Source organism: Streptomyces sp. NPDC051907 (assembly GCF_040681075.1).
Classification (GTDB): domain Bacteria; phylum Actinomycetota; class Actinomycetes; order Streptomycetales; family Streptomycetaceae; genus Streptomyces.
Genome location: NZ_JBFAYB010000001.1, coordinates 1 through 20770, shown reverse-complemented (window position 1 = coordinate 20770; position 20770 = coordinate 1). Strand labels below are relative to the sequence as shown.

Here is a 20770-nt window from a genome sequence, read left to right as displayed (position 1 = left end):
ACGAACATGTCCAAGCACACGCTCTCCGTCCTGGTCGAGAACACGCCCGGCATCCTCGCGAGGATCGCCGCGCTCTTCTCCCGCCGCGGCTTCAACATCGACTCCCTCGCGGTCGGCGTCACGGAGCACCCCGACATCTCCCGCATCACGATCGTGGTCAATGTCGAGGACCTGCCCCTGGAGCAGGTGACCAAGCAGCTCAACAAGCTGGTCAACGTTCTGAAGATCGTCGAGCTCGAGCCCGGCGCCGCGATCCAGCGCGAGCTCGTGCTGGTGAAGGTCCGCGCCGACAACGAGACCCGCTCCCAGATCGTCGAGATCGTCCAGCTGTTCCGCGCCAAGACCGTCGACGTCTCGCCCGACGCCGTCACGATCGAGGCCACCGGTTCGAGTGACAAGCTCGAGGCGATGCTCAAGATGCTGGAGCAGTTCGGCATCAAGGAGCTCGTGCAGTCCGGCACGATCGCCATAGGGCGCGGCGCCCGCTCCATCACGGACCGCTCCCTGCGGGCCCTGGACCGCAGCGCATAAGGACGGCGCGCCAGAGACGGCGCGCCGCGCGCGGCGCGCCGGTCCAGCCCGCATAGCGAGACCGACAGACCCACCCACCCCCGCCCGCCGTACGGTGGGATGCATACAGCGTCATTCCAAGACGTGCACACCAAGGAGATATCCCAGTGGCCGAGCTGTTCTACGACGACGACGCCGACCTGTCCATCATCCAGAACCGCAAGGTCGCGGTCATCGGCTACGGCAGCCAGGGCCACGCCCACGCGCTGTCGCTCCGTGACTCGGGTGTCGACGTCCGCGTCGGTCTGCACGAGGGCTCCAAGTCCAAGGCCAAGGCCGAGGAGCAGGGTCTGCGCGTGGTGACTCCCGCCGAGGCCGCCGCCGAGGCCGACGTCATCATGATCCTGGTGCCGGACCCGATCCAGGCGCAGGTCTACGAGGAGTCGATCAAGGGCAACCTGAAGGACGGCGACGCGCTGTTCTTCGGCCACGGCCTGAACATCCGGTTCGGCTTCATCAAGCCGCCGGCCGGCGTCGACGTCGCCATGGTCGCCCCGAAGGGCCCGGGCCACCTCGTCCGCCGTCAGTACGAGGAGGGCCGCGGCGTTCCCTGCATCGCCGCCGTCGAGCAGGACGCCACCGGCAAGGGCTTCGAGCTGGCGCTCTCGTACGCCAAGGCCATCGGCGGCACCCGCGCGGGCGTCATCAAGACGACCTTCACCGAGGAGACCGAGACCGACCTCTTCGGCGAGCAGGCCGTTCTGTGCGGTGGCACGGCGGCGCTGGTCAAGGCGGGCTTCGAGACCCTGACCGAGGCCGGCTACCAGCCGGAGATCGCGTACTTCGAGTGCCTCCACGAGCTGAAGCTGATCGTGGACCTGATGTACGAGGGCGGCCTGGAGAAGATGCGCTGGTCGGTCTCCGAGACCGCCGAGTGGGGCGACTACGTCACCGGCCCCCGCATCATCACGGACCAGACCAAGGCCGAGATGAAGAAGGTCCTCGCCGAGATCCAGGACGGCACGTTCGCCAAGAACTGGATGGACGAGTACCACGGCGGTCTGAAGAAGTACAACGAGTACAAGACGCAGGACGAGAACCACCTGCTGGAGACCACCGGCAAGGAGCTGCGCAAGCTCATGAGCTGGGTGGACAACGAAGAGGCGTGAGCCGCCGCCGGCGAGGGGGGCCCGGGAGCGGTCCCCCCTCGCCCGCTCCACCGCTTCTCCACTCTGTCCAGCCACGGAAGAGTGATCCTGCCAACGAGGCGCAAGACGCACCCCGGGGCACCACTACACTCGTCGATACATACGCGTCAGGCCCACAGTGTCGTGCGTCTTCCACGCGGCTAGCCCCCTCCACCGCCTGCGGCCGTCGGGACGGCCGTCCGCACTGGACTAGTGAGGACTCACGTGAGCTCGAAACCTGTCGTACTCATCGCTGAAGAGCTGTCGCCTGCCACCGTCGACGCGCTGGGCCCGGACTTCGACATCCGGCACTGCAACGGCGCCGACCGCGCCGAGCTGATCCCCGCCATCGCGGACGTCGACGCGATTCTCGTGCGCTCCGCGACCAAGGTCGACGCGGAGGCCATCGCCGCCGCCAAGAAGCTGCGCGTCGTCGCCCGCGCCGGCGTCGGCCTGGACAATGTGGACGTCTCCGCCGCCACCAAGGCCGGCGTGATGGTCGTCAACGCGCCGACGTCCAACATCGTCACCGCCGCCGAGCTCGCCTGCGGTCTGCTGGTCGCCACCGCGCGGAACATCCCGCAGGCCAACACCGCCCTGAAGAACGGCGAGTGGAAGCGCTCGAAGTACACCGGCGTGGAGCTGAGCGAGAAGATTCTGGGCGTCGTCGGCCTCGGCCGTATCGGCGTGCTGGTCGCGCAGCGCATGTCCGCGTTCGGCATGAAGATCGTCGCCTACGACCCCTACGTACAGCCCGCGCGCGCCGCGCAGATGGGCGTCAAGCTGCTCTCGCTCGACGAGCTGCTGGAGGTCTCCGACTTCATCACGGTCCACCTCCCCAAGACCCCCGAGACGCTCGGCCTGATCGGCGACGAGGCGCTGCACAAGGTGAAGCCCGCGGTGCGGATCGTCAACGCCGCGCGCGGCGGGATCGTCGACGAGGAGGCGCTGTACTCCGCGCTCAAGGAGGGCCGGGTCGCCGGCGCCGGCCTCGACGTGTACGCGAAGGAGCCCTGCACGGACTCCCCGCTGTTCGAGCTCGACCAGGTCGTCTGCACCCCGCACCTGGGCGCGTCCACGGACGAGGCGCAGGAGAAGGCCGGCATCTCCGTCGCGCGCTCCGTGCGTCTCGCGCTCGCCGGCGAGCTGGTGCCCGACGCGGTCAACGTCCAGGGCGGCGTGATCGCCGAGGACGTGCGCCCCGGTCTGCCGCTCGCCGAGAAGCTCGGCCGGATCTTCACCGCGCTCGCGGGCGAGGTCGCGGTCCGTCTCGACGTCGAGGTGTACGGCGAGATCACCCAGCACGATGTGAAGGTGCTCGAGCTGTCCGCGCTCAAGGGCGTGTTCGAGGACGTGGTCGACGAGACCGTGTCGTACGTCAACGCCCCGCTGTTCGCGCAGGAGCGCGGCGTCGAGGTGCGGCTGACCACCAGCTCGGAGTCCCCGGACCACCGCAACGTCGTCACCGTGCGCGGCACGCTCTCGGGCGGCGAGGAGGTCGCGGTCTCCGGCACGCTGGCCGGCCCGAAGCACCTCCAGAAGATCGTCGCGGTCGGCGACTACGACATCGACCTGGCGCTCGCCGACCACATGGTCGTCCTGCGGTACGAGGACCGTCCCGGCGTCGTCGGCACGGTGGGCCGGATCCTCGGCGAGGCCGGGCTCAACATCGCGGGCATGCAGGTCTCGCGCGCCGAGGAGGGCGGCGAGGCGCTCGTCGTGCTGACCGTGGACGACACCGTCCCGGTGCCCGTGCTCGCGGAGATCTCGGCGGAGATCGGCGCGAGGTCCGCGCGGACGGTCAACCTCACCGACTGATCCACCGAGGGTCGTCTCGACGTACCCGGTTTATAGACGCGCGTCTTACACAAGCGTCTGTAAACCGGGTACGCTGCTGTCATGGGACACCGTGAGGACCTGCTCGAAGGCGCGAAGCGCTGCCTGCTGGACAAGGGCTACGCCCGTACCACCGCGCGGGACATCGTCGCCGCGTCCGGCGCCAATCTCGCCTCCATCGGCTACCACTACGGCTCCAAGGAGGCGCTGCTCAACCAGGCCTTCCTGGCGGTGACCGAGGAATGGGGCAGCGCGGTCGGCCCCGCGGGCAAGAAGGACGCGGGGGAGGCGCCCGCGGATCCGCTGGAGCGGTTCGAGCAGACCTGGGAGCAGGTCATCGCCGCCTTCGACGCCAGCCGCCAGGTCTGGAAGCTCCAACTGGAGGTCGTGACGCGGCTGGACGACGACGAGCAGCTGCGCGAGGCCATCAAGGAGCCCCAGAAGGAGGGCCGCGCGGGCATGGCCGAGGCGTTCCTCGGCATGGACCCGGAGGCCGACCCGGAGAAGGCGAGGGCGGCGGGCCTCTTCTACCAGGCGCTGGTGGCGGGCGTGATGATCCAGTGGATGGTCGACCCGGAGACGGCCCCCTCGGCGAAGGACCTCACGGACGGGCTGCGGGCGATCCTCGAGAACAAGAGCTGAGCTGCGGCCTCACCCCGGCCGAACGAACCGGAAGGCCGCGGCGCGCGCTTGGATGCCCAGGACGGCCGAGCGGCACACCACGGCCGATCCTCCTGCGATGGTGAACTAGCATGCCCGGCCCGCGATGTGATGATTCGTCGGTTGGCTGCTTTACGCCCGTGGCCGCGGCGGGTTCGGCTCGTTCCCGCGGTCTTGGAGGCGGGCGGCCTTCAAGGCCATGTGGAGCAGCAGGCGGGCCTCGCCGTTCGTCAGGTCGAGGCCTGTGAGCTGCTCGACGCGGGAGAGGCGGTAGTAGAGGGTCTGGCGGTGGATGCCCAGCGCCGCCGCCGTGCGGCCCGCCTGGCCGGCGCAGTCGAGGTAGGCCTCGGCGGTGCGAGCCAGTTCGGTGTGCGAGGGCTCCAGGAGGGCGCGTACCACGGGGTCGTGCGCCGGGGTTGGGGGGAGCGCCGTCAGCAGGCGGTACGGGCCGATGGCCGACCACTCGGCGACCGGGCCGAGCGCGGGCTCGGCGCGGGCCGCGCGGGCGGCCGAGGACGCCTCCTGCCAGGCGGTGTTGAGGGAGGTCAGCCCTCGGCGCGGGTCGGCGACCCCGGCGGCGGCGTCTTCCGCCGACGCGAGCAGCCGGTCGGCGGCCGTGAGCGCGGGGGAGAGGGCGTCGGCGGACCGGAGCCGTACGAGCGCGGCCAGCGCGACCTCGCCGCCCGGCCCTGGCCCCGGCCCCTCCGTCGGACCCGGCCCCGCCCCCGTCTCCACCGTGCACAGCGCCGCCGTCCCCGGCAGCGAGCGGGCCGACGGCGCCTCGTCCGACGGCCACGGCGTCACGCACACCACCGCGTGCAGCCCGTCCGCCGACGCTCCGCCCAGCGCCGTGCGCAGCGCCGCCTCCGCCATGTCGTACTGCCAGCCGCTCTCCGCCGCGAGCACCGCGCGGAACTCGCGGGACAGGTCGGCGCCCGCCCGCTCCTCGTCGGCCAGCAGCGTGCCGATCCGCGCGGTGACCTCCATGGCCGCCGCCAGCTTGGCCGGCGTCGGCCCCGGCGCCGCGTCGAGCAGCCATACGTAGCCGAGCACGACGCCCCGGTGCCGTACGGGAAGGCAGATCCGGTCGCGGAAGACCCCCGCGTCCGGGGCGGCCGGGATGCGGACCGGGCCGGTGGCGCGGGCGATGCCGAAGCCCTCGAACCAGGCGCGGACCGCCGGCGAGGACTTCCTGGTCAGGATCGAGCGGGTCCTGACCGGGTCCATCGCGCTGTCGTCCTCGCTGTCGTGCGCGCCGAAGGCGATCAGGCCGAAGTCGCGGTTCTCCAGCGTCGCCGGGACGGCCAGCAGCGCCGAGATCTCGTCGACGAGCTCTTGGTAATCGTCCTTCATCCGGACATTCTCGCACCCACTTCAGACAGATGTCTGAGATCCGGGACACGGATGCGTGACAGCTGTCGATGGCAGACCAAGAGAGTGATCCTTAGGTTTCACGGTGGTTCTTCGTGTCGTTCCGGATCCGTTGTGTTCTGTTCCCCTCTGATCTGGTTCGCCCTGTCCGTACTCTCCGTGGAGGTGCCCGTGCTGGGTCCCGTGATCCTCGCCGCGTCGCGCAGCGACAAGATGCGCCGTTTCGTCTCGGCGGCCCCGGGCACCAAGCAGGTCGTCGGCCGGTTCATCGCCGGCGAGACGGTCGAGCAGGTCGTCCCGATCGTCAAGGACACCATCGGCAAGGGCCTCGAGGTCACCCTCGACGTGGTGGGCGAGGACATCACCACCCGCGCCCAGGCCGAGGCCGCCCGCGACGCCTATCTGGAGCTGATCCAGCACCTCGAGGGCCTCGGCCTCGGGACCAAGGCCGAGATGTCCGTCAAGCTGTCGATGTTCGGCCAGGCCCTGGAGGGCGGCCACGAGCTGGCGCTCGCCAACGTCCGCCCGGTCGTCGAGGCCGCGGCCCGCATCGGCACCACGGTCACCCTGGACGCCGAGGACCACACCACCCTCGACTCGATGTTCGCCATCCACGAGGAGCTGCGGAAGGACTTCCCGGAGACGGGCTGCGTCATCCAGGCGTACCTCTACCGCACCGAGGACGACGCCCGGCGCCTCGCCGCGAACGGCAGCCGCGTCCGCATCGTGAAGGGCGCCTACAAGGAGCCGGCCGCCGTCGCGATCCAGGAGAAGCCCGAGATCGACAAGGCGTACGTCCGCGTCCTGAAGATCCTGATGGAGGGCGAGGGCTACCCGATGATCGGGTCCCACGACCCGCGACTCATCGCCATCACACAGGAGCTCGCGCGCAGCAGCGGGCGCAAACTGGATGAGTACGAGTTCCAGATGCTGTACGGCATCCGCAGCGACGAGCACGTCCGGCTCGCGGCCGAGGGCCACCGCATGCGCGTCTACACGGCGTACGGCACCGACTGGTACGGCTACTTCATGCGCCGCCTCGCCGAGAAGCCGGCCAACCTGCTGTTCTTCGTGCGCTCGATGATCACGAAGAACTGACCGCCAGCCCCCCGACCCGCCAGAACCCCACCGACCGCCAGAACCCCCCCCACCCGCCAGAGACTCGCCCCAGGGCTGAGCCCTCCCACCCCCTCACAAGGAGTCACGGAACTCATGGACGCTGTCACTCAGGTCCCGGCCCCGGTCAACGAGCCGGTGCACGGCTACGCCCCCGGCTCTCCCGAGCGCGCCCGTCTCGAGGCGAAGCTCAAGGAGCTGGCCGAGAACCCCATCGAGCTGCCGATGACCATCGGCGGCGTCCGGCGCATGGGCGGCGGCGAGCGTGTGGACGTCGTCCAGCCGCACAACCACGGCGCCGTCATCGGCACCTTCGCCGGCGCCACGGAGCAGGACGCCCAGGACGCCGTCGACGCGGCCCTGGCCGCTGCCCCGGCGTGGCGCGCGATGTCCTTCGACGACCGCGCCGCGATCATCCTGCGCGCCGCCGAGCTGCTGGCCGGCCCTTGGCGCGAGACGCTGGCCGCCTCCACCATGCTCGGCCAGTCGAAGACCGCGCAGCAGGCGGAGATCGACACGCCCTGCGAGCTCGTCGACTTCTGGCGCTTCAACGTCAAGTACGCCCGCGACATCCTGGCCGAGCAGCCCCCGGCCAACTCGCCCGGCGTGTGGAACCGCATGGACCACCGCCCGCTCGAGGGCTTCGTCTACGCGATCACGCCGTTCAACTTCACCGCCATCGCCGGCAACCTGCCCACCGCCCCCGCCCTCATGGGCAACGTGGTGGTCTGGAAGCCGTCCCCCACCCAGACCCACGCCGCCGTGCTGCTCATGCAGCTGCTGGAGGAGGCGGGCCTGCCCAAGGGCGTCATCAACCTGGTGACGGGCGACGGCATCGCCGTCTCCGAGGTGGCGCTGAACCACCCGATGCTCGCCGGCATCCACTTCACCGGCTCGACCAAGACCTTCCAGCACCTGTGGAAGACGGTCGGCAACAACATCGAGAAGTACCGCTCCTACCCGCGCATCGTCGGCGAGACGGGCGGCAAGGACTTCGTCGTCGCCCACCCGAGCGCCGACCGCGCCGTCCTGAAGACCGCGCTGACCCGCGGCTCCTTCGAGTTCCAGGGCCAGAAGTGCTCCGCGTCCTCGCGTGCGTACGTTCCGGCGTCCATCTGGAACTCGGGCTTCAAGGAGGAGTTCGCGGCTGAGGTCGACGGCATCAAGATGGGCGACGTCACCGACCTGACGAACTTCGTCGGCGCCGTCATCGACGAGCGTGCCTTCGCCAAGAACAAGGCCGCGATCGACCGCGCGAAGCAGGACCCGAGCTGCACGATCGTGGCGGGCGGCGTCTGCGACGACTCGGTCGGCTACTTCGTGCGCCCGACCGTCGTCGAGTGCTCCGACGCCGAGAACGAGGTCTTCACGACCGAGTACTTCGGCCCGATCCTCGCCGTGCACGTCTACGAGGACGACAAGTACGAGGAGATGCTGGAGCAGATGGAGTCGGTGTCGGCGTACGCGCTGACCGGCTCGATCATCGCCGGCGACCGCGCCGCCGCCGCCGACGCGATGGAGAAGCTCCGCTACGCGGCGGGCAACTTCTACATCAACGACAAGTCGACCGGCGCCGTGGTCGGCCAGCAGCCCTTCGGCGGCGGCCGCGCCTCCGGCACCAACGACAAGGCGGGCGCCCCGCAGAACCTGATGCGCTGGACGCTGACCCGCGCGATCAAGGAGACGCTGGTGGCGCCGACGGAGTACGGCTACCCGCACATGGGCTGACCTGCTCCGAGCACCCCGTAGACCCCGCCCCCGCCCGGCCCCCCAGCCGGCCGGGGGCGGTCCACGTTCAGCGGGTCTAGGCTGCTGGAAGGGGCGGTCGGAAGGAGGACGCGATGCCAGGTTCCACCACCTTGAGCGCCGGCCACGGATCCGACGCGATCGAGCACACCGACGCTGTGCGGCTCGCCTCCGTGCTGCGGGAGATGAGCGCGCTGCTGACGATGGACGGTCCCAACCGGCTGACCGACGCACAGGTCAGCGCCTTGTGCGGGGGACAGGTCCACCACCGTCAGGAGTTCGGCGACTGGGTCGCGCGGGTGGCGAAGGAGCTTTCTCTCAAGGCGTCCTCGTAGCGTTCGCGCTCTTCGGAAGCGCGCTTGTCGGAAGCGCGCTCGCCGGATACGCGCTCGCCGGGAGCGTCTGCCCGAGGAAGTCGTCGATCAGCGCGGCGATCTGGGGCGCGTGGGTCTCCAGGGCGAAATGGCCCGTCGGCAGAAGATGGACGCGCGCGTCCGGCAGGTCGCGGCGGAACGCCTCCGCGCCCGCGGGCAGGAAGATCTCGTCGTGGGCGCCCCAGACCGCGAGGAGCGGTACCCGACTGGCGCGGAAGTACTCGTGGAAGGCCGGGTAGAGCTCGATGTTGGCGCCGTAGTCGCCGATCAGGTCGAGCTGGACGCGGTCCATGCCCTCGCGCGCCATCAGGGCCGCGTCCTGGGTCCAGGCGTCGGGGTCGAGCAGCGAGCGGTACGCGTCCGGGACGCCCGTCTCGTACTGCCACCTGATCCCCTCCAGCGAGCTGATGGCGCGCACGGGCGCCTCGGTGAGCGGGGTGCGGTCCGCGATCATCGCGAGGACGGGCGCCCAGGCGTCGGCGCCGAGGCCCTCGCGGTAGGCGTTGCCGTTCTGGGTGACGATGGCCGTGATGCGCTCGGGGTGGGCGAGGGCGAGGCGCAGGCCGATCGGGGCGCCGTAGTCCTGGATGTAGAGGGCGAAGCGGGTGAGGCCGAGCTGCTCGGTGAACTCGCTGGTCAGAGAAGCCAGTTCGGCGAAGCTGTACGGGAAGTCGTCGGCGGATGGGGTCGCCGAGCGGCCGAAGCCGAGATGGTCGGGGGCGATCAGCCGGTAGCGGTCGGCGAGCAGCGGGATCAGGTCGCGGAACATGCGCGAGCTCGTCGGGAAGCCGTGCAGCAGCAGAAGGACGGGCGCGTCGGGCGCGCCCGCCTCCCGGTAGAAGATCTCGTGCCCGCGGACGAGGACCGTGCGGTGGTGGACCTGGCGGTGGTGGATCTCGCGGTGGTGGATCTGGCGGTGGTCGACCTGAAGCGCATCCATGACTAACCCCCAATGTGTGGCTGACCGGTTATAGGTAGGAGCGAACCACGCCTTGGTTAACCTGTCAACACGCTTTAGGGGGTTAGAATCCAAGGTGATCGGTTGAACCTGACACCGGTGTCAGGTCTTACGGTCCCGTCATGACCGAGACGACACTTCTCAGCCCCTACTCCCTGAGCGTCCTCGACCTTCCGAACCGCGTGGTCATGGCCCCCATGACCCGCTACCGCGCGGCCGAGGACGGCACCCCGCTGCCGCATGTCGCCGACTACTACGCCCAGCGCGCCGGCGCCGGACTCATCGTCACCGAGGGCATCTGGCCCAGCAGTCGCGGCCAGAGCGGCTGGCGCATCCCCGGTCTGGAGACCGCCGCCCACATCGAGGGCTGGCGGGCCGTCACCGAGGCCGTGCACGCCGCCGGCGGGCGGATCTACGCCCAGCTGATGCACGGCGGCCGTCAGGGCCACCCGCTCTCCCGGATCGACGGGGACGTGCCGCGCGGCCCCTCCGCCGTGCCGGAGCCGAGTCCGGTGCACATACGGGACGGAGGCAAGGCGGACGCGGTGGTCCCGCTGGCGATGACGGTCCAGGACATCCGGCAGGCCGTCGCCGACTACGCCCAGGCGGCCCGCAACGCCGTCGAGGCGGGCTTCGACGGCGTCGAACTGCACGGCGCGAACAGCTACTTGATCCACCAGTTCCTCGCCGACAACACCAACCACCGCACCGACGAGTACGGCGGCTCGGTCGAGGGCCGTATCCGCTTCGCGCTGGAGGTCGTCGCCGCGGTCGTCGAGGCCGTCGGCCCCGAGCGGACCGGGCTGCGGCTCTCGCCGGGCAACCCGCAGTTCGGCATGGTCGAGCACGACCCCGCCCCCGTCTACCGCGCGCTCCTCGACGCCCTCGACGGGACCCCGCTCGCCTATCTCCACCTCACCGACAACGACCGCTATCCGGCGCTCGCCGATCTGCGCCCCCGCTGGCGCGGCCCCCTGGTCGCCAACGTCGGAGAGAACGGCGACCCCACCACGCGCGAGGCGGGCGAGGCGGTGCTCGCCTCCGGGGTCGCCGACCTCGTCTCGTACGGCAGGTCCTTCCTCGCCAACCCCGATCTGGTGGACCGGTTCGCAACGGGCGCCCCACTCAGCGCGTTCGACGAGAAGCACCTCTACACCCATGGCGCGCAGGGCTACTCCGACTATCCGCCGGCGTCCGGGTCCTACCCGTCGGAGTCCGCGTCGGCCTTGGAGCCCGCGTCCGTCTGACCGGCCGCCCCCGCCTCCGTCTGCGTCCCCGCCCCCGCCTCTGCCAGGCGTTTGATCGCCGACAGGCGGGCGTCCCACTCGGAGGCGACCCGGTCCATCCAGCGGGCCGTCGTGTTCAGACGGCCGGGCAGCACCCGGTAGCGCGCCTCGCGGCCCTCCCGGTGGCCGACGACGAGGCCGGCCCGGGTCAGGACCGCGAGGTGCTTGACGATCGCCTGCCGGCTGACCGGCAGCTCCGTAGCCAGGACGGTGGCGGTGGCCTCGCCGTGCGCGGCGAGGGCGTCGAGCAGCCGGCGGCGGGTGGGGTCCGCCAGCGCGGACAGGACCTCGGTCACGGCGTCCTGGTCCGTGCCGGCCCCCCGGTCCTGGCCTGCTTCCGTCGTCATGCCGCCAGTTTCTCCGCGTACTGCTTGATGTTCTGCGCCTGCTCGGTCCAGCCGCTCGAGTGGCTGTCGTACCCGGCGGTGTCGATCCGCTCCTGAGGGATCGCCAGGCCGGCGAAGCCCGTCTCCACCACGCGCAGCCGGGTGCCGTCGCCCTCCTCGGCGAGGGTGAACTCCACGAGGGTGGAGTTGCCCTCGACCGCCTGCTCGCCGGGGAAGGCGCTGGCCCAGCGGTAGGAGAAGAAGTGCGGCGGGTCGACCTTCACGATGGTCGTCGGGAACTGTCCGTACTGCCCGTGGTCCAGCTGCATCGTGCCGCCCGGCCGCAGGTCGACCGGGGTCGGCTCGCCCTGCCCGAACCACGATCCGACGTGCTCGGGCTCGGTGAGCACCGCCCACACGCGCTCGACGGGTGCGGCGATGGTGATCTCGCGTTCGATCCGGTCCTTGCTGGTCATGGCTCCATCCTCCTGCTCGCTCTGCATCCTGCCCTGTCTGATGTGCTACCCAATGGTTGCACGTCTCCCTCGGGAAGTGCAACCAGTAGGTTGCGCAAGCGCCCCGGGGTGGGCGAAATTCACGGGACAGACGCCCCGCGAGCGCGCAGGATGGCGGGCATGACCGAGCAGCCCCGCCTCGCCCACACCTTCGAGCTGACCCAGGCCGAACTCGCCGACATCCGCAGCCTCTTGACGGACGCCTTCGACGGCGACTTCGGCGACGAGGACTGGGGCCACACCCTCGGCGGCGTCCACGCCCTGCTGTACGAGGACGGGGTTCCGGTCGCCCACGGCGCGGTGATCCAGCGCCGGGTGGCGCACGCGGGCCGCTCGCTGCGCACCGGCTACGTCGAGGGCGTGGCGGTCCGCTCCGATCTGCGCCGGCGCGGTCTCGGCGACCGGGTGATGGAGGCGCTCGAGCGGGTGATCGACGGGGCGTACGACCTCGGCGCGCTGTCCGCGTCGGACGCGGGCGCGCAGCTGTACGCCGCGCGGGGCTGGCAGCTGTGGCGCGGCCGGATCGAGGCCATGACTCCCGAGGGGACCGTCCACCTGCCGGACGAGGAGGACTCCACCTATCTGCGGCCCGCCGCAGGTCGCAGGCTTCCGGACCCGTCCGCAGCGCTGCTCTTCGACTGGCGCGACGGCGACGTGCTGTAGCGGCGCCGGGACTCCCTCCGTCCTCGCCGTCTCAGATAGTAGGAAGTCCGAGTAATTGTGGAGACAGGAGCGCGTACCTGTCCTAGCTTTGTAGAAGCCGAACGTCTCGCTCGATCCAGCGAATGGCGGTCGTGAGTCAGTGCCCCCGGCAGGCAATCCCTGCGGCACCGCTCCCCGCCCCTTCCGGCGCCTCGAAATCTCTTCTGATCTCAAGGAGTCGATCATCATGACCGCTGTGACCGCCCGCCGAGTCCGTCACACCCCCCGCACCAGCGAGTCCGACCGCAAGAACGCGGCGGCCGCTCTGCAGCGCGCCCTCGACCGCAGGGACAACGGCGGAGCCACCGGCCACTGAGTCCCCGTCGAATACGTCGATCCGCGACGGGTCGCACCGACCCGTCGCCCGTCGCCGACTTCCCGTCGCCAGGTCGCGCTGCCATGCCCCCGGCCCGCCGCCGGTCGTCCGAATGGTGGACGGCGCGTGTCATGCAATGGGACGGAGAGTAGGGTGCCGACATGTCTCGCAGCATCAATCTCGCAGTAATTCCCGGTGACGGCATCGGCCAGGAGGTCGTGGCCCAGGGCCTGAAGGTCCTTGCGGCCGTCCTCCCCCAGGACGTGAAGCTGGAGACCAAGGAGTACGACCTCGGCGCTCAGCGCTGGCACCGCACCGGAGAGACCCTTCCGGACGCGGAGCTCGACTCCCTGAAGAACCACGACGCGATCCTGCTCGGCGCGATCGGCGACCCCTCCGTGCCCTCCGGCGTGCTGGAGCGCGGGCTGCTGCTCAAGCTGCGGTTCGCCTTCGACCACTACGTCAATCTGCGTCCGTCGAAGCTCTTCCCGAACACCGCCACCCCGCTGGCCGGCCGCCCCGACATCGACTTCGTCGTCGTCCGCGAGGGCACCGAGGGCCCGTACACCGGCAACGGCGGCTCCCTGCGCACCGGCACGCCCGCCGAGGTCGCCACCGAGGTCAGCCTCAACACGGCGTACGGAGTGGAGCGCGTCGTCCGCGACGCGTACGAGCGGGCGAACGCGCGCTCCCGCAAGAAGCTGACGCTGGTCCACAAGAACAACGTCCTCGTCTACGCCGGCCACATGTGGAAGAACATCTTCGACAAGGTCGGCCAGGAGTACCCCGAGGTCACCACCGACTATCTGCACGTCGACGCGGCGACGATCTTCTTCGTCACCCAGCCCGAGCGCTTCGACGTCATCGTCACCGACAACCTCTTCGGCGACATCCTGACCGACCTGGCCGCCGCCGTGACCGGCGGCATCGGCCTGGCGGCGTCCGGCAACATCAACCCGACGGGCGCGTTCCCGTCGATGTTCGAGCCCGTCCACGGCTCCGCGCCCGACATCGCGGGCCAGGGCAAGGCCGACCCGACCGCCACGATCCTGTCCGTCGCCCTGCTGCTGCGCCACCTCGGCTTCGACGCCGAGGCGATCCGCATCGAGGAGGCGGTCGCCGCCGACCTCGCCGCGCGCGACGGCTCGACGGTCCGTACGACGGACCAGATCGGCGACGCGCTCGCGGTACGAGTAGCCGACTGACCTGACGGTTCCACTTCAGCCGCCGGGTCGCGTATCGCACCCGGCGGCTTCTCCTGTGCGGCCCCGGGCGCCACCATCATCCCTGGACCGTACTCACCCCGTTTTCTGCACCGTCCCGCGCGAGCGATAATCGAACGTGGGCCGTGGCATGCGGGAAAGCTCGGACGTCCTAGCAGTCGCAGCGGCGTGAGCGCGGTCCGTCACAAACAACCGGTGAAGGACACTGCACTCATGACGACGCCCACGATCGAGCTCAAGCCTTCTTCGCACCCGCTGTCGGACGCGGAGCGGGAGGCGATCCTGGCCAACCCCGGATTCGGCCGCCACTTCACCGATCACATGGTGACGATCAAGTGGACGGAGGGGCGCGGCTGGCACGACGCGGAGCTCGTCCCGTACGCGCCGCTGTCGATCGACCCGGCCAATATGACGCTGCACTACGCGCAGGAGATCTTCGAGGGTCTCAAGGCGTACCGCCGTCCCGACGGCTCGGTGGCGACCTTCCGCCCCGACGCGAACGCCCGGCGCTTCCAGGCCTCGGCGCGGCGCCTGGCGATGCCCGAGCTGCCGGTCGAGACGTTCATCGCCGCGTGCGACGCGCTCGTCCAGCAGGACGAGGGCTGGGTTCCCGCGCACGGCGGGGAGTCCTCCCTCTACCTGCGCCCCTTCATGATCGCGGCGGAGGTCGGTCTGGGGGTGCGGCCGGCGAACGAGTACCTCTTCATCGTCATCGCCTCCCCGGCGGGGGCGTACTTCCCCGGCGGCGTGAAGCCGGTCTCCATCTGGCTCTCCGAGGACCGCGTGCGCGCGGTCCCCGGCGGTATGGGCGACGCGAAGACGGGCGGCAACTACGCGGCGTCGCTCCTCGCGCAGGCGGAGGCGGCGTCCAAGGGCTGCGACCAGGTCGCGTACCTCGACGCGGTCGAGCACAAGTGGGTCGAGGAACTCGGCGGCATGAACCTGTACTTCGTGTACGGGGACCGCATCGTCACCCCTGAGCTGACGGGCTCACTCCTCGCGGGCATCACCCGCGACTCCCTCCTCACCCTTGCGAAGGACCTCGGCTACAGCGCCGAGGAGGGCCGCGTCTCGATCGACCAGTGGCGCGAGGACGCGAAGAACGGCTCCCTGACCGAGGTCTTCGCCTGCGGCACGGCGGCGGTGATCACTCCGGTGGGCACGGTCAAGTCGGCGTCGGGGGAGTGGAACCAGTCGGACGGGAAGCCGGGTGAGGTGACGCTGAAGCTGAGGACGGCGTTGCTGGACATCCAGACGGGCAAGTCGGAGGACGTCCACGGCTGGACCCACCGCCTGGCATAGCCCTTCCAGCCCGTTGGGGTCCCCCCGCGCCTCAATCGCCGGCGGGGCTGGATTGGCCCGGCCGTCCAGTTCGTTCCGAGGCGCGGGGGCGGCATTTTCAGCCCGTCCGGCGATTGAGGACGGACCCGCGCCTGGGGGAGGCCCGCCACTCCAGCCCGTCCGGCGATTGAGGACGGACCCGCGCCTGGGGGAGGCCCGCCACTCCAGCCCGTCCGGCGTTTGAGGACGGACCTCGCCCGGGAGGTCCCGCTGGAACGGTGGCCCGCCCCCGCGGGGCTCCGCCCCGGACCCCGCGCCTCAAACGCCGGCGAGGCTGAAAACGCGTGGTCCCGCACGAAGGTCGGCCCGCCCACAGGGCTGGATCTATTTGAGTGACGCTCAATACAACCCCTGCCACGCCGCACAGCCAATGCTTCCATCTCCCCACCCCACCCATTAGAGTGGCGTTCAAACAGGAGGTGTGGTGAAGTGCGACTGACCCCGACCGAGCGCGACCGCCTGCTGATCTTCAGCGCCGCCGAGCTGGCGCGGGCCCGCCGGGCCCGGGGGCTGAGGCTCAACGTTCCCGAGGCGACCGCCCTCATCGCGGACACCGTGTGCGAGGCGGCGCGGGACGGGCGGCGGCTGGGCGAGGCCGTCGCCGCCGCCCAGGACGTCCTCGGCCCCGACGACGTCCTGCCCGGCGTCGCCGACGTGGTCACCGAGGTCCATGTGGAGGCCGTCTTCGAGGACGGCTCGCGCCTCGCCGTCGTCCCCGAGCCGATCGGCCGCGGCGGACTGGGCGCGGACGCCCCGGGCGCGCTGCGCCCCGGACCCGCCGACGAGGACCCCGCCCCCGCCCTGACGCTGACCGTGCGCAACACCGCCGCCGTCCCCGTCAGCGTCACCTCTCACTTCCACTTCTTCGAGTCGAACCCCCGCCTCGACTTCGACCGCGCCGCCGCCTACGGCATGCGCCTCTGCGTCCCCGCCGGCTCCTCCGTCCGCTTCGACCCGGGCGCCGAGGCCGAGGTCGGGCTCGTCCCCATCGGCGGCGGCCGGATCGCGATCGGCTTCGCCGGGCTGGTCGACGGCCCGCTCGACGCCCCCGGCGCGAAGGAGGAGGCCCTGCGCCGCGCGGCGGCGTGCGGCTACCTGGGGACACCGGCCCCGGCCGAACCCCCGAAGGAGGACGGCTGATGGACCCGTACGAGTACGCCTCCGTCCACGGCCCCCGCGCCGGCGACCGCGTCGTCCTCGGCGACACCGGCCTCGTCGTGCGCGTGGAGTCCGACGCCCAGCAGCCGGGCGAGGAGTTCCTCGCCGGCTTCGGCAAGACCGCCCGCGACGGACTGCACCTCAAGGCCGCCGCCGTACGCGAGACCTGCGACGTCGTCATCAGCAATGTGCTGGTCGTCGACGCCGTCCAGGGCATCCGCAAGGTCTCCATCGGCATCCGCGAAGGCCGCATCCACGCCATCGGCCGGGCCGGGAACCCCGACACCCTCGACGGCGTGGACGTCGTCGTCGGCACCGGCACGTCGATCGTCTCCGGCGAGGGCATGATCGCGACCGCCGGCGCCGTCGACACCCACGTCCACCTGCTGTCGCCGCGCATCATGGAGGCCTCGCTCGCCTCCGGCGTCACCACGGTCATCGGCCAGGAGTTCGGCCCGGTCTGGGGCGTCGGCGTCAACTCGCCCTGGGCGCTGCGCCACGCGTTCAACGCGTTCGACGCCTGGCCCGTCAACATCGGCTTCCTCGCGCGCGGCTCCTCCTCCGACCCCGCGCCCCTGGTCGAGGCCCTCGCCGAGGGCGGCGCCTCCGGCTTCAAGGTCCACGAGGACATGGGCGCCCACACCCGCGCCCTGGACACAGCCCTGCGCGTCGCCGAGGAGCACGACGTCCAGGTCGCCCTGCACAGCGACGGCCTCAACGAGTGCCTCTCCGTCGAGGACACCCTCAGCGTGCTGGACGGCCGGACGATCCACGCCTTCCACATCGAGGGCTGCGGCGGCGGACACGTGCCGAACGTGCTGAAGATGGCCGGCGTCCCGAACGTCATCGGGTCCTCCACCAACCCGACCCTCCCCTTCGGCCGGGACGCCGTCGCCGAGCACTACGGCATGATCGTCTCCGTCCACGACCTCAAGACCGACCTGCCCGGCGACGCGGCCATGGCTCGCGACCGGATCAGGGCCGGGACGATGGGCGCCGAGGACGTGCTGCACGACCTCGGCGCGATCGGCATCACCTCGTCCGACGCGCAGGGGATGGGGCGCGCGGGCGAGACCGTGCGCCGCACCTTCGCCATGGCCGGGAAGATGAAGGCCGAGCTCGGCCCCATGGAGGGCGACGGCCCGCACGACGACAACGCGCGCGTGCTGCGCTACATCGCCAAGCTGACCGTCAACCCCGCCATCGCCCACGGCCTCAGCCACGAGATCGGCTCCATCGAGGTCGGCAAGCTCGCCGACATCGTGCTGTGGAGCCCGCAGTACTTCGGGGCGAAGCCGCAGCTGGTCCTGAAGTCGGGCTTCCCGGCGTACGGAGTCGTCGGCGACCCCAACGCCGCCACCGACACCTGCGAACCGCTCGTCCTCGGCCCGCAGTTCGGCGCGCACGGCGCGACCCCGGCGGAGATCTCCGTCGCGTTCGTCGCCCAGGCGGCCGTCGACCTCGGCTCCGACCTGATGCCGACGCGCCGGCGCCGGGTTGCCGTACGGGGAACGCGCGGCATCGGCCCCGGCGACCTGCGGCTCAACTCCCGTATCGGAGACGTCGCCGTCGACGCCAGGACCGGACTGGTCAGCCTCGACGGCGACCCGATCCGCTCCGAGCCGGCCGAGTCCATCTCGCTCAACCGCCTCTACTTCCTCTGAGGACCGACATGACCTTCCGTATGCCGCCCGAGTGGGCGCCCCACGAGCGCACCTGGATGGCCTGGCCGGGCCCCAACCCCACCTTCGCCGACGCCGAGGAGCTCGCCGAGGCCCGCGAGGCGTGGGCGGCCGTCGCCCGCGCCGTCCGCCGCTTCGAGCCGGTGACCGTGGTCCACGGGCCCGGACAGGGGGAGTCCGCGCGGGCCCTGCTGGGACCGGACGTCGACCTCGTCGAGCGGGATCTGGACGACGCCTGGATGCGGGACATCGGCCCGACCTTCGTCGTCGACGGCGACCGGCTCGCCGCCGTGGACTGGGTCTTCAACGGCTGGGGCGGCCAGGACTGGGCGCGCTGGGAGCACGACTCCCAGGTCGCCCGCCATGTCGCCGCCCTCGCGGGCGCGCCGGTGCTGAGCAGCCGACTGGTCAACGAGGGCGGCGCGATCCACGTCGACGGCGAGGGCACGGTCCTGCTGACGGACACCGTGCAGCTCGGCGCGGACCGCAACCCGCAGTGGACCCGCGAGCAGGTCGAGGCCGAGATCCACGCCAAGCTCGGCACGGTCAAGGCGATCTGGCTCCCGCACGGCCTGTCCGGCGACTACGGCCTCTACGGCACGCAGGGACATGTCGACATCGTCGCCGCGTTCGCCCGGCCGGGCACGGTCGTGGTCCACAGCCAGCAGGACCCGGCCCACCCGGACTACGAGCGCTCGCGGACGTACGTCGAGATCCTGAGCGCCGAGACCGACGCCAAGGGCCGTGCGCTGGAGGTCGTCGAGATCCCGGCGCCGACGGTCCTCAAGGACGAGGACGGCGACTGGGTCGACTACTCGTACATCAACCACTATCTCTGCAACGGCGGTGTCGTCCTGTGCGGCTTCGGCGACCCCAACGACGAGACGGCGGCGGGCATCTTCCGCCGCCTCTTCCCGGACCGCACGGTCACCCTGGTCGACGCCCGCGCGATCTTCGCGGGCGGCGGCGGCATCCACTGCATCACCCAGCAGCAGCCGAAGGTCCGCCAGTCCGCCGTGTGACAGCTTGTGACAGTGTTCGGTCATGCCCCTGATCAGCCATGAAACCCGCGACTACGCGATCCTGCTCATGTACGCGGTGCCGGACGACGCCTGGTACGTCGAGCTGTACGAAGGGGCCAAGGAGACCATGCTCGCCCTGGCGATCGTGCCCGACGAGGACCCGGAGCGGGAGCCGACCGTCTCCTTCTACGAGCCTGCCGGGCGCCGGGCTGTCCCGTACGACGTGATCCGCTGGTTCATGGACCACGTCGACGCGGAGATCCGCTCCTCGCGCGGCTGGATGGAGCTGCGGCCCGAACTGGTCGCGCTCATCCGCCGGTTGCGCGAGCTCCGGCTGGACGGCGTCGTCGAGGACGGCCTGCCGGCGCTCGTCGCGCTCCTGCGCGAGACCGTCCCGCCGGCGGACCTCGACGTGGTCCTCGAAGCGGCCTTCGAGGCCCCGATCGCCGACTTCGACGAGCTCGGCGAGCCGACGGGAGAGCAGATACGCGGCCTTCGTGCCCGGATGGCCGAGTGGGGCTGGACGGATCCGGTAGAACGTACGAGTGACCAGTAAAGGCTCCTCCGGCGCCCGCCGCCGCAACATCGCCCCGCCCCGAGAGTCCCTGCTCGCCGCGGCCATGGCCACCATCGCCGAACGGGGGCTCGACGGACTGACCATGGCCGGGCTCGGCCGCGAGGTGGGGATGAGCAGCGGGCATCTGCTCTATTACTTCCGTACCAAGGACGAACTCCTGCTCCAGACCCTCGAATGGAGCGAGAACCGCCTCGGCGCGGAGCGCAGCGCACTCCTCTCCCGCCAGGCCCCCGCAGCCGAACGTCTCGACGCGTACGTCGAGCTGTACGTCCCCGACGGCCCCCGCGACCCCCACTGGACGCTCTGGCTCGAAGTCTGGAACCGCTCCCAGACCGCCCCCGACGACGCCCGCGCCCGCCAAGCGGCAATCGAAGGCGCCTGGCACCGCGACCTGGTCGCCCTCCTCGCGGAAGGCATCTCCCGCGGCGACTTCCGCCCCGTCGACGCGGACCGCTTCGCGACGAGGCTGCGGGCGGTGCTGGACGGCTTCAGCGTCCACGTGGCGGTGGGGATACCGGGGACGGATCGGGGGAGGGTGCTGGTGCATGTACGGGAGTTCCTGGCGGAGTCTCTCCTCTCCGCTGCGCGAAGCTGACGCGCCCCGCCCTCGCCGCGGCGCGCGCCTCAATCGCCGGCGGGGCTCAGATTGCCCGCCCCCGGGGCTGAGGCCTGGGGCGCTGCCCCAGACCCCGTACGGCCTTCGGCCGTGTCCTCAATCGCCGGACGGGCTGAAGATCCAGCCCCGCCGGCGATTGAGGCGCGGGGTTCGGGGCCGAGAGAGAAGTTGGTGAACGACCAGCACGCCCACGCCGGGTACGTCGGATACGACGCGTACACCACAGGCAGCTTCGAGACAGACCCGCT

21 protein-coding genes are annotated in these 20770 nt (G+C 70.9%); 17 read left to right on the top strand and 4 right to left on the bottom strand.

All coding sequences use genetic code 11. The features are described 5' to 3' along the window. The first annotated feature begins 6 nt into the window (after positions 1–6). From ilvN to AB0M39_RS00090, 4 genes are all read left to right on the top strand, one after another. On the top strand, positions 7–531 hold the full coding sequence (gene ilvN, locus AB0M39_RS00105; RefSeq protein ID WP_365358386.1) for an acetolactate synthase small subunit: 525 nt from the start codon (positions 7–9) through the stop codon (positions 529–531). 146 nt (positions 532–677) lie between these two features. Then, entirely contained in the window at positions 678–1679 is a 1002-nt protein-coding gene (ilvC, locus tag AB0M39_RS00100; RefSeq protein ID WP_365358384.1) for a ketol-acid reductoisomerase, read from the top strand. Positions 1680–1922: 243 nt separating this feature from the next. Then, positions 1923–3515: a phosphoglycerate dehydrogenase gene (serA, locus tag AB0M39_RS00095; RefSeq protein WP_365358382.1), complete on the top strand. Its 1593-nt coding sequence runs from the start codon at positions 1923–1925 to the stop codon at positions 3513–3515. Between the two features lie 81 nt (positions 3516–3596). After that, complete coding sequence (locus AB0M39_RS00090) at positions 3597–4175, top strand: TetR/AcrR family transcriptional regulator (protein WP_365358380.1); 579 nt, start codon at positions 3597–3599, stop codon at positions 4173–4175. 150 nt (positions 4176–4325) lie between these two features. On the opposite strand, the gene AB0M39_RS00085 is transcribed toward AB0M39_RS00090, so the two are convergent. After that, a complete protein-coding gene (locus AB0M39_RS00085) occupies positions 4326–5546 on the bottom strand; it encodes a helix-turn-helix domain-containing protein (RefSeq protein ID WP_365358378.1) in 1221 nt (406 codons plus the stop codon). A 189-nt stretch (positions 5547–5735) separates the two neighbouring features. On the opposite strand from AB0M39_RS00085, the gene AB0M39_RS00080 reads away from it, so the two are divergent. From AB0M39_RS00080 to AB0M39_RS00070, 3 genes are all read left to right on the top strand, one after another. Continuing rightward, positions 5736–6662: a proline dehydrogenase family protein gene (locus tag AB0M39_RS00080; RefSeq protein WP_365358793.1), complete on the top strand. Its 927-nt coding sequence runs from the start codon at positions 5736–5738 to the stop codon at positions 6660–6662. 114 nt (positions 6663–6776) lie between these two features. Next, entirely contained in the window at positions 6777–8408 is a 1632-nt protein-coding gene (gene pruA, locus AB0M39_RS00075; RefSeq protein ID WP_365358376.1) for an L-glutamate gamma-semialdehyde dehydrogenase, read from the top strand. A 113-nt stretch (positions 8409–8521) separates the two neighbouring features. Next, positions 8522–8761, top strand: a complete 240-nt coding sequence (locus tag AB0M39_RS00070) for a hypothetical protein (RefSeq protein WP_365358374.1) — start codon at positions 8522–8524, stop codon at positions 8759–8761. On the opposite strand, the gene AB0M39_RS00065 is transcribed toward AB0M39_RS00070, so the two are convergent. Then, on the bottom strand, positions 8745–9740 hold the full coding sequence (locus AB0M39_RS00065; RefSeq protein WP_365358372.1) for an alpha/beta hydrolase: 996 nt from the start codon (positions 9738–9740) through the stop codon (positions 8745–8747). The two genes, AB0M39_RS00070 and AB0M39_RS00065, sit on opposite strands and share 17 nt — an antisense overlap. A gap of 140 nt (positions 9741–9880) precedes the next feature. Here AB0M39_RS00065 and AB0M39_RS00060 point away from each other — a divergent pair, with 140 nt between their 5' ends. Further along, positions 9881–11005: an alkene reductase gene (locus AB0M39_RS00060; RefSeq protein ID WP_365358370.1), complete on the top strand. Its 1125-nt coding sequence runs from the start codon at positions 9881–9883 to the stop codon at positions 11003–11005. Here AB0M39_RS00060 and AB0M39_RS00055 read toward each other — a convergent pair. Beyond that, complete coding sequence (locus AB0M39_RS00055) at positions 10960–11391, bottom strand: metalloregulator ArsR/SmtB family transcription factor (protein WP_365358368.1); 432 nt, start codon at positions 11389–11391, stop codon at positions 10960–10962. The two genes, AB0M39_RS00060 and AB0M39_RS00055, sit on opposite strands and share 46 nt — an antisense overlap. Then, entirely contained in the window at positions 11388–11846 is a 459-nt protein-coding gene (locus AB0M39_RS00050) for an SRPBCC family protein (RefSeq protein ID WP_365358366.1), read from the bottom strand. Before AB0M39_RS00050 ends, AB0M39_RS00055 begins: the two co-directional genes overlap by 4 nt. Positions 11847–12005: 159 nt before the next feature. Between AB0M39_RS00050 and AB0M39_RS00045 the strand changes: the two genes are divergently transcribed. The 9 genes from AB0M39_RS00045 (at position 12006) to AB0M39_RS00005 (ending at position 20501) form a co-directional block, all read left to right on the top strand. Continuing rightward, positions 12006–12548, top strand: a complete 543-nt coding sequence (locus AB0M39_RS00045; RefSeq protein ID WP_365358364.1) for a GNAT family N-acetyltransferase — start codon at positions 12006–12008, stop codon at positions 12546–12548. 226 nt (positions 12549–12774) lie between these two features. After that, the gene (locus tag AB0M39_RS00040) at positions 12775–12903 is read left to right on the top strand and encodes a hypothetical protein (protein WP_365358362.1); all 129 of its coding nucleotides are present in this window, start codon (positions 12775–12777) and stop codon (positions 12901–12903) included. A 161-nt stretch (positions 12904–13064) separates the two neighbouring features. Further along, positions 13065–14108 (top strand): 3-isopropylmalate dehydrogenase, encoded by a 1044-nt coding sequence (locus tag AB0M39_RS00035; protein WP_365358360.1) that lies wholly within the window; start codon positions 13065–13067, stop codon positions 14106–14108. 231 nt (positions 14109–14339) lie between these two features. Continuing rightward, complete coding sequence (locus AB0M39_RS00030) at positions 14340–15428, top strand: branched-chain amino acid aminotransferase (protein WP_365358358.1); 1089 nt, start codon at positions 14340–14342, stop codon at positions 15426–15428. 468 nt (positions 15429–15896) lie between these two features. Beyond that, the gene (gene ureA, locus AB0M39_RS00025) at positions 15897–16607 is read left to right on the top strand and encodes an urease subunit gamma (protein ID WP_365358356.1); all 711 of its coding nucleotides are present in this window, start codon (positions 15897–15899) and stop codon (positions 16605–16607) included. Then, on the top strand, positions 16607–18289 hold the full coding sequence (locus AB0M39_RS00020) for an urease subunit alpha (protein ID WP_365358354.1): 1683 nt from the start codon (positions 16607–16609) through the stop codon (positions 18287–18289). Before ureA ends, AB0M39_RS00020 begins: the two co-directional genes overlap by 1 nt. An 8-nt stretch (positions 18290–18297) precedes the next feature. Further along, positions 18298–19329: an agmatine deiminase family protein gene (locus AB0M39_RS00015; RefSeq protein WP_365358352.1), complete on the top strand. Its 1032-nt coding sequence runs from the start codon at positions 18298–18300 to the stop codon at positions 19327–19329. Between the two features lie 22 nt (positions 19330–19351). Then, positions 19352–19885, top strand: coding sequence for a hypothetical protein (locus AB0M39_RS00010; protein WP_365358350.1), 534 nt, complete (start codon positions 19352–19354; stop codon positions 19883–19885). 49 nt (positions 19886–19934) lie between these two features. After that, the gene (locus AB0M39_RS00005) at positions 19935–20501 is read left to right on the top strand and encodes a TetR/AcrR family transcriptional regulator (protein WP_365358791.1); all 567 of its coding nucleotides are present in this window, start codon (positions 19935–19937) and stop codon (positions 20499–20501) included. Positions 20502–20770 lie beyond the last annotated feature (269 nt).